Source organism: Candidatus Absconditicoccus praedator, assembly GCF_021057185.1.
Classification (GTDB): Bacteria; Patescibacteriota; Gracilibacteria; order Absconditabacterales; family Absconditicoccaceae; genus Absconditicoccus; species Absconditicoccus praedator.
The window spans coordinates 431774-445177 of sequence record NZ_CP054059.1 but is presented as its reverse complement, the minus strand read 5'-3'; the positions used below and the strand labels follow the sequence as shown (position 1 = coordinate 445177).

Here is a 13404-nt window from a genome sequence, read left to right as displayed (position 1 = left end):
CTAACTTCTCAAGAAGCAAGAAGAAAACTTACTGAATATGCTGAGCAAAACTGATTTGGATACAAGAAAGTAAACTACAAACTTAGAGACTGGCTTTTTTCTAGACAAAGATACTGGTGAGAACCTATTCCTTTGATACATTTTGACCCACAAGACATCCAAAACCTTTCAACAATACAGGATATAAGTGAAGCCAACGACAACAATGCTTATATTCTTGAAGAAAATGGAGAAGGCTTCCTTGTAGCCAACCAACAAATTATTTCCAAAATTTATGATGGACTATATACCAAGATAATTTGTGATTACAATCTTCCTGTAGAACTACCAGATGTAGAAAAATTTGAACCAGCTGGTGATGGTCGTTCTCCTTTGGCTGCAGTAGATGATTTCTTGAATGTAAAAATAGCCAACAATCTATACTGACAAAGAGAAACAAATACTATGCCTCAATGGTGAGGTTCTTGCCGATATTACTTAAGATATATGGATCCAAATAATTCCGAAGAACTTGTAAGCAAAGAAGCAGTCAAATACTGGAACTATGTAGACAGTTATATTGGATGAGTAGAACATGCAGTATTACACCTACTTTATGCAAGATTTTGGCACAAGTTTTTGTATGATATAAATGTGGTAGATTATGATGAGCCTTTTTATAGACTGGCTAATCAATGATTGATACAGGCTTTTGCATACCAAAGAAGCAATTGATGACTAGTACCCAACGATGAAGTAGAAGAGAAAGATTGAAAATACTTTCACAAAGAAACTGGAGAAGAGTTAAAGAAAATTGTTTCTAAAATGAGTAAAAGTCTAAAAAATGTAGAGAATCCGGATGATATTATACAAGAATACTGAGCAGATGCTTTTAGGCTGTATGAAATGTATATGTGAGATTTTAGAGATGCAGCACCATGGGATCCTCAATGAATTGTATGATGTAGAAGATTTTTGGACAAAGTTTGGAATCTTTTCCAGAACTGAAAAACATCAGGCAATGACCAAGAAAGTATGAGGCAACTACACAAAACAATCAAAAAAGTTACAGATGATTTAGAAAATTATAAGTTCAATACTTCTATTGCTCAGATGATGATCCTTGTAAATACAGGTATGCCTTCTGATCCAAATCTTGCAAAAGAATGGCAAGAAAAATTTCTAGTAATATTACATCCTTTTGCTCCACACCTTGCAGAAGAGCTTTGGGAGTTTATAGGCAATAAGCCAACAATATTTGAAAATGCTTCTTGGCCTAGCTATGATCCTCAGATGCTTGAAACAGATGAAATAACCTTGGCTGTACAAATAAACGGAAAACTTAGATGAACTATTCAGATAAGCAAAGAAGCTTCACAAGAAGAAATGATAAATCTTGCAAACCAAAATGAAAATGTACATAGATATATCAAAGATGGTTACCAAAAAGTAATTTATGTGCCCGGCAAAATTGCAAACTTTATAGTAAAATAAAAAAGGCCTGTCTTAGTTGACAGGCTTTTTTTGTTGGATTTGTGGGAAAAGTTTTTACTTTCTTGAGTTGATTCATTTAGCATAAGCTTGGATTGGCTCATATCATTCTTTTAATGCATCTAATGCAACTTGTTTTTTATCACAAGGAAGATTATCTATATCCTTGCGAGCCCAGGCATGCAGCAAGGCTTGACGAATATTTTCTATGTCTGTATGTTCTTGATTTACAAGTCATTTAATACCAACTTTATATGCTTCTAGGTGTGTCTTAGTGTTTAATTTGTCTATTTGTTCAACTAATAATCATAATTCTAGTGCTTGCATTACTATTTCTTTGCTTTGATAGGGTAAAGGCTCATTGCTACCAAGCTTAGCTTGTTCTTTTATATATTCTTCAGCTCTAGAAATTGCTTCTTGGGAAGGAAGTGTTTTTATTTGTTCAAATGCAAATGCTACTTGATATTTCTCGTCTTCTCATAATCCTTCAGTATTCAATCAATATGCTGCACTATTCATTAAAGTAATATTTTGGTCATGATTTTTAAAAGTTATTCCTTTTTTTCATTCAAATGTTTCTTTTATTTTGTTGATTTTTTGCTTAATAATTATTTTGATATAATTAAAATATCGTGATTCTATGTCTCAAGCAGTGATCTGTTCATTTCATCTAAGTGATTCTTGTAGTTTTGTTAAAACTTCTTTCTGCCAAGCTGTTCATTCATCAATATGTATAGGCCCTATTTGTTCTCTTCTTGTATTCATCGTAAGATTGATAAAATATATAAATTACTTTAATATATAAATAATATTCTTTAAAAGTCAATATGGTTTTAAATTTTAAAAGATTTTTATCAGTTTGTTCTTGAAATATTGGTGTTTTTTATTAATTATTAAATAATATATTTTATAAATTTAAAAAAGTAAATGTTTAATAAAGAAGATTTTGTTTGAAACTGGACTGCTTTTATAACTCCTTTTGAAGAATATGAGTCAATTGACCGAGATGCTTTTGATAATTTGCTACAAAAACAAGTTGATGCTTGAATTAAATGAGTTTTGTTGCTTGGTACTACAGCAGAATATCCAACACTTTCTCGAGAAGAGGATACTCAAATTACTTTGAGAGGTATTGATATAATAAATCAAAATGCGTCAGTTATGGTAAATATATGAACTAATAGTACTTATGAAACATTAGAAAACCTAAAAAAATATGAAAATATACCTGGTATAGATGCTTATCTTGTGGTTAATCCATATTATAATAAACCTACTCAGTCATGACTTTATAAGCATTTCAAAGTTATTGCAGATGAATCATCCAGACCTATAATTGTTTATAATATAAAATGAAGAACTTGAGTTAACTTGGAAACTTCTACTTTATTACAGTTAATTAATGACACCAACAATATAGTTTGAGTAAAAGAAGCAAGTTGAGACATAAAGCAAATATCAGATGTTATCCAGCAAACTCCCAACGACTTTGTAGTGCTTGCAGGTGATGATTGAATGACATATCATACTATAAAAAGTTGAGGAGATTGAGCTGTGGGAGTTGCGTCTAATTTATTACCACAAGAGACTACCAAATTTGTTAATAGTTGACTGTCCTGAAATATGCAGGATTTTGAAGATTGGTCTAAGTATCTCCAGGAGTTTTTTGATAATGAGTGAATACAAACCAATCCTTTGCCAATTAAAACAGCACTTTCATATACCTGAGATATCAAGGAGATTTTTAGATTGCCTTTGTGTCCTATGGATGATGATTATAAAAAAAACTGGCTTGAAGTTGTAAAATGATACATAAATACCTAAAAAAATTATTATGCAGATACAAGAAAATATATATAATTTTTTGCAATTAATCCCCAAAAATAAAGTTGTAACATATAAAGATTTATCTTTATTGTTTTGAGTTTCTCCAAGAAAAATTGCATATATACTTTCTCAAAATACAAGACAAGATGTGCCTTGTTATAAGGTAGTTCATACTAATAGAAATGTTTGAGGTTATAATCTAGGTGTTGATGAAAAAATAAAAAGACTTCAAAATGATTGAATACAATTAGAAAACAAACAGATACCTACTAAATATTTTTGGAAAATAAAGATTTTCAATTACTTTATTGCTTTTCCAATGAATAGAAAAAATAAAGATTTTTTTGAGAATTTTCAGAAAGAGTTGAAATTTCGTATAGGTAAAAAAAATATAATTTATCAAAATCCAAAAACTCCTCATATCACTATTAAATTTATATGAGATATGGAGCCTTCTAAGTTGCCTACATTAGTAAGTAAGTTAGAAGAGTATTTTCAGAAAGATTTTCAATTAAAGTGAAAAACTATTCCATTGGATGTATTTGATAGTTTTGATGGTAGGGTGTATTATATCACCTGTTCCAAAGTTGAAAAAAAATTGCTAAAAAATTATTTAAAAAATTTTAATCATTTTTTGGGGTTGTCTAGGGACAAAAGAGAGCGAGAGCCACATCTAACTGTTTTCAAATATAAGTGACTAAAGCCCCTAAAACAAGATAAAAAAATCCAGTCTATTTTTGCCAAACATGATATATGAATTGATATTGATGTAGTTAGAGTTTATGCTGCAGTTAATTGAATTTATCAGATTCCGTTAGTAGATATTAATTTATCTTAGGTTTTATATATTATCTTTTATCTGCTTCAAAAAAAATTGAAAGTTCTGTAATCTAGGGCAATTTTTAAAAAAGAATACTGGTTGATTATAAGAAATTTAAGTGCTATATGTGAGAACTCAAAATCTCTTATTTATATCTTTTCTTGAAGAGTAGTATCATTTTTTATGTCATCTGCATATAGTGCAAATATTTTTACTACTTATATTTCTAGTATCAACTCAATTTTTTTGTAATACAAGTAGTAATGTTTTTAATATATCAAGTTTAACTTTTCATTCTGAAGCTTTATATGCTATTTCTTCTGGTTTTATTGAATATCTTTCAAGTAGTCATGGAAGTTCAGGTTCTAAAGGATTTTTTTTAAAATTCTGAAGAAAATCTTGTTCTCAGAATTCATAACAACAAGACATTGCATGGGGAGATACTTCAAAAATTATATCTTTTAATGACTTATTTCATAATAAATCTTTCAATCTTTCTACTAGGTTTCAAGTTATGTCTTTTGCTGTTCATTTCCAGCCAGAATGTATACTTCATACTACTTCTTTTCATCTATCTTCAAATGAGATTACTGCACAATCTCAAACTATTTGTAGAATTCATCATTCAATTAAGGTTTCATTTGTTAAAATTACTCAATCTGTTTTTTCTCTTTGAGAGAAATTTTGTCCATTTATATTTGTTATATGTAAAAACTCATTTCTTGCTTGCTGTGTTGAAGGAATGTGTACTATATTGGTAGTGTGGTCTCATAGTCTGGGTATATAAATTTCTTTTCTTCTTATTTCATGTTCCAATAATATTGTTGATAACTTATCTGATATAAATTTTTTTAATATATCTGTTCATTCTTCTGGTTTGGGTAGGTTTAAGTTCCTTCTAATGTGGTTTACTTGCATTATTGTAAAAAAATAAATAAATATATTTACAGACAATATAATTATTTTTAGATATGTTGCAATATTTCTTGTTCTGTTTATTATTTCAATGTTGAATTTGTCTATTCAAGATTATTTAAAAGAATTTACATTAATGCTCTAAATTATATATATGTTTAATTAACACAAAAAAACTATTTTAAATTTTCAAGAAACTAGATTTTAATTAATTAAAAAAATTTATTTAATAAATGTAATAAAAAATGAAAAAAATAGCTTTGGTGGATGATAAGGATTATTGAATATTGCAGATAAAAAATTCTATGCCAGATTATTTCCAGTATAATTTTGAATATTTTGACACATACAAAAAAGCAGTAAACAAAAAATTTGATATCTTATTTTTGGATTATTATCTTGATAAAGATTGATTAACTTGAAAAGATGTTATACATGAACTTAAAGCAGATATTATAATATGATTTTCTTCTGTTCCTGATTGTAATCAAGAGTTGTTGAAAAAATGAGCTGATTTTGCTGTCACAAAAATAAAACAAGATACAAATGCTGACTTGAATGATCTTATGAATAATATTTTGGATCAATATTAGTAATTACAAATCTTAGTTTTTTGTCTTTTCATTTGTTTATTCAAATCCTGCTTGTTTTTGTGTAATCAAAATCTTGGGTTCAGTCTTTTATTATAATGTCGTTTGATTTGTCATACAAGCTTTTTCAATTATATTCTTTTCATATTTGTAAGGCTTGTGTTAGCTTCCCCGGTCAGTTGCTTAAATTTTTAATGTCTTTTGTTTTCCTATTTATTTTCATTTTTTCAATTCACTTGGTGGGAATGATGCTTCTTATTAAGATAGCTCATACTTGATTTCCAAGGCTTATATTAAAACAGTAATGTATTCCATATATCAAATATACATATATTATTCATCATTCATCAAACATTGGTCGATTTCTTTTTGTTTTTCATTTGTATGCATGAGATGCAGGATCATTCTCTCATTTGTATACTTCAACTTCACTAATTATTCATTCCAAACTATTTTTTGTTAGTTTTTTTCCAAGTATATTTTTTCATAAAGTTTCTGCTTGTTGGCTCCAAAACTTTTTAGATATCATCTTCTTGAATTATATCTATATAACAGCTAGTAACGGTTTTTGATTGTTTTGGGTGTTCTTTTATTTTATCTACACAAGTTCTTCAATTTTTTTCATACTCTTCAGAAAAACTGATGTCATATTTTTCAAAAGGTTTCCACGAGTATAGCTTCATTCAGTAAGAATACTTGTTTTGTTCTTTGTTTGCTTTGTCTATTATGTCTACAAATATTTTTCAATGTTGGTTTTGAGCTACAAGATCTAAATCTGGATTTGTTCAGTCTCCAAAAACACTAGAATCAAATCATTTTCTGCCAAATGAATCTATATTTAAAATATTGTGATTGTGTCTTTCTAGAATTTTTATGTCTACTGCTTCAGCAAATACTTGATATGCTGCAGTACTTACTCCACAAACTCCTCACCATCATATCATTACTTTTTCTCCATTTACTGTGGCTCTTCATTCAATATATCAATTAAATAGCTTTAAGTAATCATAAATACTTATTACTTCTCATTTTTCCCATGTTTTATTTTTTAGGGTGCTAAGTCATCATCAAATATTTACATCTCTATATTCTTCATAACTTGTCTGAATTTTGGATTTTATTTGGTGGTCAGGATTTGAGTATATATAGCATCAAATGAATTTTTTAATGTCTTCTTGAGGAATTATTTTTTCTTGTATGATTTGAGCTGGATTGTTGATAGGGTTTTTGTTTTTTAGTTTGTTGCAGCTGGTTTCATTTATATAATCTTTACCTATTTTGTGGTGTTTTTTTTCCCGTGTTTTGTCTAGTAGTTGTTTTATGTCGTCTTTATCGGAAATTTCTTTAATGTTTTCATAAATATTGTTGTCGTTGTTGAAAATTAATTTGATTTTGTTGTCATTTATCTTGTATTCAAGTTTTTGATTTTTTTCATGCACAATACTCAAAGGATTTTGGGTTAGCATTTCCTTGTCTATATTGTTTGATATATTATGTGTATGAGTTTTTCATTCTACAAGGTCTTGTTTTCAAGTATGAAACAAGTAAAAACCAAAAAAATTTAAAACAAGAAAACTTGCTAAAAATATGTATTTGTGCATTTTTTTTGTTAAAATTAAATTAAAGCTTTTATATTTATTTTATTCTTAAATTTCAACACCAACTTAAAAAACCTCGAAGAAAATCAACGAGGTTTATTCGGAGTATCTTTTAAGCCTTTTTAATCTTTTTTCAAATTTACCTTCTATTTGGTTTAGCTTTTGAGAGATTTCTTCTGTTTTGGTTTGATAATCAGACTTATTTTTAGTTTTGGTTGAGCTGTCGTCAATTAAGGAAATACCTACAAGTAAACTTAATACTCCAATAAGTACTACTCCCAAAATCAACTTTTGAGTTTTTTTGCTCATATATCAAACTCCTACAGTATGACAAAAACACAATATTTTATAATTTTATTTTGAAAAAATTCAACATGTTTGATCTTAAAGTTTGTTTTGATATGGGTTTTAGTTTTTTTGATTAAAATTTGTAATAAATTAAAAAATTAGTCGTATTATATATTAGGTCATCAAAAAATTTATAAATTAAAAAAACTAAAATGAAAAAAATTATTTTATTTTTGAGTTTGTCCTTATTTTATCTTGTTTGATTGTATTCTATAGCTCAGGCAAATGAGGTGGCTTGTACTATGGAATGGGATCCAGTATGTGGTGTAGACTGACAAACATATTCAAATGAATGTGTTGCAACACAACAAAATAATGTAGAAATAAAGCATCATTGAGAGTGCGAAGTAGAAGAAGCTTACTATGATCAAGAAGGTGAAATGCATTGGACTTGGGATATGAACAGAGATTGAATAAATGACTGTGAGCAAGATTGAACTTGTGATCATACAACTAACTACTTTGAGCCAAGAACTTTTGATAATAAAGATGATTTCTTGGAAGCTCATGGTGAATATTGTGCAGCAGCAACTGATTGATGTAATACAGTTATGATAAAAGATTGAGAAGCTGCTGGAATGACTCAGATGTACTGTGAGGATGTTTATTGAGAAGATTGACAAGAAGAGCGAAAATGTACTCAGCATATTGATGATGCCCATAAAGAGGATATAAGCTATGAAACTCATTATAATGAGTATTCACATCAATGAATTACTCCAGGAAGCTATGTTATAGAAACCAAAGAAGAAATTGAAGATAAATTGTGAATGTCATCAGAAAATTTTGAAAAGTATATTACTGACTTAGAAGGTGTTTTAGTAGTATCATCAATGTGACAAAGAAGTACAGGATGATATCAAATCAACTTGGAAAATATTACTAAGGATAACGAAGGCAACATCAATATAGAATTGAACCATATTTCTCCTTGAGATTGATGTATGGTAACTCAAGCACTTACTTATCCAACCAAAATAATTCAAATCAAAGAAGATATAACTGCTGACCAAGTAGATATATCTGTAAATGAAGAAATAAGCCACTGTAATGATTACGAACAAGATGATCAAGATTCAGAAGATGATCAAGTAGCTTGTACTATGGAATACAATCCTGTTTGTGGTGTAGACAGAGAAACTTATAGCAATCAGTGTGTTGCCGAACAACAAAACAATGTACAAGTAGCTTATAAATGAGAATGTTTGTCACCAATCCTAAGAATTAGACTAACAAATGCGTTCAATAAGGCTTTGAATGAAATATTTGAAACAAACAGATACGAAACAATTCAAGACAAAGTTGAGTATTTGGAAAGAGTAGCTGACAGAGCGGAGAATAGAAAACAAAACTATACTTTTCAGGATTCAGAATTTGCTATTTACTGAAAAATACAATATATTCTAGAAAGTTATGCTCAAAGAAATTTTTATGAACCTTACATCAAAGACAATATAGCAGATTTGTCTCCAGAAGAGGAAGTGCTTGGTGGTAACTGGTTTGTGACCGATATAGAATGGATAGATGATCAAAAAGCAGTAGTAGAATACGAAGATGGTCATATACTAATGTATGCACAAGTAGAAATTGGATTTGATAATTGAGAAATTGTAGTAGAATCTTTTGAGATTATAGAAGATTAAAATTTACAAAATATATATTTAAACCCACTCTTTGAAGTGGGTTTTTTAATTACATAAAAATAAAAACTTTCATAAAAGCAAATTTAATAAAACTATTTCAAAAAAAATTGTAGGTGTAAATTTATTTGATTGTTAGCTGCTCTCTAGTGTTTCAGTAAGTCTTGTTTTTGAAGCTTCTTGTTGGATTTCAAAAGTGTTTATCTTACCTTTTATTTTTTCAAAAAACTCATTTACTGAATATCAAAATAAATTCTCAAAATATTTCATAACATATTCTCAATCATACATATTATAAGGATGATAATGTACTATCTGCTTTTTGCCCAAACAAATTCACAAACTATCCAATAACTTTGTGAAATCCACTCAGGTAACCAAAGGAATATTTGCTTCATTTTTGTGTTTGCTGGAAATATTATCAAAGTTTATATTGAATATCCCTCATGAAATTGTACAATTTAGTGGTTTTAATCTTTCAGATGCTTTTGTTACAGTTTTTCATGATCTTAGCACTGAATCAATTAATACAATGTTTTTGCTATCAAAATAAGCATCATCCAAGTATCCAATTGATCAGTATCTACCAAACATTTTGCTACCAAAAATAGCTTCACTATAATCATCTTTTGATCATTCAGGAGAAGGATATTTTTTGTTGTGTGTTGATAGTTTTTCATCTGCTTTTTGTATATCTTCTATATCATCTATTGGGAATTCTGGGATGTATTTTTGCTCTATCATAAAAACAAAAAGATTCAAAAGATAATAATAAATTCTTCCAGAAAGACCAAGAACTCAAATTCAATCAATTTTTTCTGGAGATGTTTGTTGTATATGTTTGTATGCATTGTATAAAAACACCCCTGTTTGTATAGCAAGTTCAGGATTGTTTAGAAAATCATACTCATTCCAGTATATTATTCCAATTTTTTCAGAAATTGTATTTTGAGTAGACATCATTTCTAATAAAAGATCTGAATTACTTTTCCCAAAATTTTGATCTATACCATTCCTCATAAAATTTTTTTAGTTTCTAAAAAATCTTATCAATTAATTAACTTTAGAAATACCTTCCTTTGTCTTGGTCAATCAAACTCACCAAAAAAAACTTTTTGCCAGGTTCCAAGTAATAATTTTTGATTGAAGATAATGATTTGTTGACTTACTCCAAGTAATGATGATTTGATATGAGAATCAGAGTTTCATTCTGCATGTTTATAAATAGGATCTGACCAGATTTTGTTGTCCAAAAATCTTTGGATATCATCCATTACATCAGGATCAGCTCATTCATTTATTGTTATTCAACAAGTAGTATGAGGAGTATATACCGTACAAATTCACTCCTGAATTTCATTTTCTTTGATTTTTTGATTTATCCGGTTGGTGATATCAATAAATTCGTTTCTTTTTGTTGTGCTAACCATAATATCTAAAAACATAACTTGTAATTATCCCGTAAATTCAAAAAATTTATAAATATACAAATCACAAAAACAAGATTTTTTGAAATAAAAGAATGTCCAAGGATAAAATTTGGGGATTTTGAAAAATATATCAATCTATTATAAAAACATATTAATATTTTTTGCAATAAAAATTAGGCTGATAATACATTTTTTGCTAATTTTGTATGAATCTTTGCTCAATCGGTTTGGGTTTTGAGAATAAAAATCATTGAAAATATCTAACTCATAGATTTTTGAGGTATTGATAATCTTCTTGTGTTTCTATGAATTCTACAATTATTTGAAAATCGTGATTTTTAGAAAAAAACATTATTAAATTTAGGGTTTCCTGTTTTGACTTGTCATTGGCAATTCATCTTATTATAGACCCGTCTACTTTTAGATAATCTATTTTGTCTGAAAGTTCAAATAGTTTTTTTAGATTGGAGTATCATTTACCAAAATCATCTATTGCTATTTTTATGCCAAGTTTTTTGTACTTGTCGATATAATCATGATTTTGCTCAAGAGTTTCTTCGGGGATTTCTATTGTTACATTTTCTCATTTAACTTTGTGTGATACTAAAAGATTAGATATTATTTGGTAAATTTGTAAATTTTTAAGCTGTTCTGATGTGAAATTCAAAAAAATTTTTTTTCTATTATCATTTTTGATAAAATTAATTGCCTTGATAACTACCTGCATAAAAGCTTTATGTTTTTTGTCAAATATAGGTAGATAGTCTAAAAATTGTCATGGAGAACAAATTTCTCATGTTTCAGTGTTATACAGTCTCATCAAAGCTTCATACTGTAGCATATTATTATCTTGTGCATCGTATATTCATTGTAAAAATGGTGTGATGTTGTTTTGTTTTAGGGCATGTCTTATTACTCTTTTCCAGTTCAAATAATTTTCTATATTAGATTTTTCTTGTTGTTCTATTTGTGGAGAATAATAAGCTCAAGATCAGTTTTTTTTGGCATGGTACATTGCCATAAGTGCTTTTTCAAATGCTTCTAATACATCTAAGTTTTCTTCGTTGTTGAAAATTCAACAACTAAAATCTATTTCTATATCCTCTCAAATTTCTCTAATATAAAACTTTCATTCAGTAGGATTTTTGGCTCCTAGCATTTCTTCAAATAGATCTTCTATAGTTTCACTGCTGTTTTGTTTGTTTATAATAGCAAACTCTAGGGTGGACAATTTTTTAGCATCAAGATAATTAAATTTTTTAACATAATTTTGTATTGTTTTTGATATTCTTTGAAGTATTATATTTCACAATTTTACTCAATATTTTTTGTTTATTATAGAAAAGTCACTTATCTTCATAACAGCAACCTGTTTGGTAGACTCGCCCTCTTCCAGGCTTTCAAATCTTAAAACTCAACTGCTATCAAGAAAATCCTCGCCTTCATTAGTTTGTTGTGGTAAGTTGTTGGCAGTAGTAGTTGTCGTTTCTTTTGTGTTTTGGGTTTTTTTTGTGCTATTGTCTTTTGTTAAAATTATTGAAATAAGCTCTCATCAATTATTGTTATCATGTTTTTTTGAAATCTTAAGGTTAAAAAAACATGACTCTCATAGGTCCTCAGCAAAAAATTCCAATCTTTCTGAATATACTCATTTAGAGTCTAACCCTTCTTTGATTTTGTTGGCTAGTGTAATTTTGTCTGTTTGCTGATTTTTAAACACATCAAAAATATTTAATTTTAAAAAACTTAGAGCTAAATCCCAGTTGTTGAAAACTTTGTAGTAAATGTTTTCTTTGTTGCTAACATATAGTATGTTAGATTTTTTTTCTGAAGAACTTAAGATTTTCTTTGGGTTGTTTAGTAGAAAAATAGCCTTTTTTTGGTTGGAATAATAATCTTGTCTGCTAAAATTTAGTAAGCTTTCATCTTCTTTAAAGATATTTTTATAAGCTTCTTCTAAAGAGTTTGCTATTTGGGATTTAGATATTTGTACAAAAATAAATCTCAAAACTGTAAGGTTTTCAGTTTTTTCTAAGTTTGTACTGTTTGCTTGATCTTGTAAAAAATCATTGACTATAGTTAAAAAGTTTTTTTGTAAAACAGTATCATTTTTTATTCAAAGCATATCAAAAATTTCATTTATCAGCTTAACTATTTTTTTGTTGTCGTTTTCTAATACGTATTTACATAGTTTATATGTTTTGCTGTCTAAATCTTCCTCTATTGAAGTGAAATCAATTCATTTTTCTTCTAAAAATTTTTTTATTTGGTTTTGAATATGTATTATGTTCTCTATAGTTTTTGTTTTGATCTCTTCGTTTACATTACCAATGCTTTCATGATATAAACTCTCCTCTAGTTCGTTTTTCATATGTTGTATAAATCATTGCACTTCATAATCATTTGTTTCCTGGATTGTTCTTGATAAAAATTCCAATAAATTTAATAGATCATTTTCATTAACATTGCTAATGTTATCAACAAGAGAAGAGATGTCGGTATTGTATTTTTTTTTAAATAACATGAAAAGTCTTAAAAATTCTTTTGTGTTTGGATTTTTGATTTCTTGAAGTTGGCTTTTACTAAAATGTTGGTTTGCTATTTTTTCAAAAATTTTTAATGCATCAAAAAAACTTCTAAAAAGATCTGTATTTGTATCTAAGGAGTTGTTCGTGTGGTGCATGGTAAGATTAGTTTCCATATAGTCTTGTAGGGTTTAAAATTAGCCAATGATAAACTTTTAGAGTTTTTTTTCAACTCAAATAT

General features: G+C 28.0%; 13 protein-coding genes. 5 read left to right on the top strand and 8 right to left on the bottom strand.

All coding sequences use genetic code 25. The annotated features are described in order from the left end of the window. Positions 1-444: 444 nt before the first annotated feature. Entirely contained in the window at positions 445-1473 is a 1029-nt protein-coding gene (locus tag HLG78_RS05430; protein WP_420829160.1) for a class I tRNA ligase family protein, read from the top strand. 54 nt (positions 1474-1527) lie between these two features. Here HLG78_RS05430 and HLG78_RS02180 read toward each other — a convergent pair whose 3' ends face one another. Beyond that, on the bottom strand, positions 1528-2235 hold the full coding sequence (locus HLG78_RS02180; protein WP_231180253.1) for a hypothetical protein: 708 nt from the start codon (positions 2233-2235) through the stop codon (positions 1528-1530). Between the two features lie 162 nt (positions 2236-2397). On the opposite strand from HLG78_RS02180, the gene dapA reads away from it, so the two are divergent. Together dapA and HLG78_RS02170 are read left to right on the top strand one after the other, a co-directional pair. Continuing rightward, positions 2398-3294, top strand: coding sequence for a 4-hydroxy-tetrahydrodipicolinate synthase (dapA, locus tag HLG78_RS02175; RefSeq protein WP_231180251.1), 897 nt, complete (start codon positions 2398-2400; stop codon positions 3292-3294). A 10-nt stretch (positions 3295-3304) separates the two neighbouring features. Next, positions 3305-4135, top strand: coding sequence for an MGMT family protein (locus tag HLG78_RS02170; protein WP_231180249.1), 831 nt, complete (start codon positions 3305-3307; stop codon positions 4133-4135). Positions 4136-4231: 96 nt separating this feature from the next. On the opposite strand, the gene HLG78_RS02165 is transcribed toward HLG78_RS02170, so the two are convergent. Beyond that, positions 4232-5035 (bottom strand): purine nucleoside phosphorylase YfiH/LACC1 family protein, encoded by an 804-nt coding sequence (locus tag HLG78_RS02165; RefSeq protein ID WP_231180247.1) that lies wholly within the window; start codon positions 5033-5035, stop codon positions 4232-4234. Positions 5036-5277: 242 nt separating this feature from the next. Here HLG78_RS02165 and HLG78_RS02160 point away from each other — a divergent pair, with 242 nt between their 5' ends. Beyond that, positions 5278-5625: a DNA-binding transcriptional response regulator gene (locus HLG78_RS02160; RefSeq protein WP_231180244.1), complete on the top strand. Its 348-nt coding sequence runs from the start codon at positions 5278-5280 to the stop codon at positions 5623-5625. Here HLG78_RS02160 and HLG78_RS02155 read toward each other — a convergent pair. The 3 genes from HLG78_RS02155 to HLG78_RS02145 form a co-directional block, all read right to left on the bottom strand. Continuing rightward, complete coding sequence (locus HLG78_RS02155) at positions 5597-6151, bottom strand: DNA-3-methyladenine glycosylase (protein WP_231180242.1); 555 nt, start codon at positions 6149-6151, stop codon at positions 5597-5599. The two genes, HLG78_RS02160 and HLG78_RS02155, sit on opposite strands and share 29 nt — an antisense overlap. Further along, positions 6141-7223: a VanW family protein gene (locus HLG78_RS02150; protein WP_231180240.1), complete on the bottom strand. Its 1083-nt coding sequence runs from the start codon at positions 7221-7223 to the stop codon at positions 6141-6143. The genes HLG78_RS02155 and HLG78_RS02150 overlap by 11 nt, the downstream gene beginning before the upstream one ends. 93 nt (positions 7224-7316) lie before the next feature. Beyond that, entirely contained in the window at positions 7317-7529 is a 213-nt protein-coding gene (locus tag HLG78_RS02145; protein ID WP_231180238.1) for a hypothetical protein, read from the bottom strand. A 191-nt stretch (positions 7530-7720) separates the two neighbouring features. On the opposite strand from HLG78_RS02145, the gene HLG78_RS02140 reads away from it, so the two are divergent. Then, positions 7721-9211, top strand: coding sequence for a protease complex subunit PrcB family protein (locus tag HLG78_RS02140; protein ID WP_231180236.1), 1491 nt, complete (start codon positions 7721-7723; stop codon positions 9209-9211). Between the two features lie 132 nt (positions 9212-9343). Here HLG78_RS02140 and HLG78_RS02135 read toward each other — a convergent pair whose 3' ends face one another. The 3 genes from HLG78_RS02135 to HLG78_RS02125 form a co-directional block, all read right to left on the bottom strand. Beyond that, complete coding sequence (locus tag HLG78_RS02135; RefSeq protein ID WP_231180234.1) at positions 9344-10228, bottom strand: hypothetical protein; 885 nt, start codon at positions 10226-10228, stop codon at positions 9344-9346. 26 nt (positions 10229-10254) lie between these two features. Beyond that, a complete protein-coding gene (locus HLG78_RS02130) occupies positions 10255-10653 on the bottom strand; it encodes a secondary thiamine-phosphate synthase enzyme YjbQ (protein ID WP_231180232.1) in 399 nt (132 codons plus the stop codon). A 181-nt stretch (positions 10654-10834) separates the two neighbouring features. After that, a complete protein-coding gene (locus HLG78_RS02125; RefSeq protein ID WP_231180230.1) occupies positions 10835-13339 on the bottom strand; it encodes a GGDEF domain-containing phosphodiesterase in 2505 nt (834 codons plus the stop codon). Positions 13340-13404 lie beyond the last annotated feature (65 nt).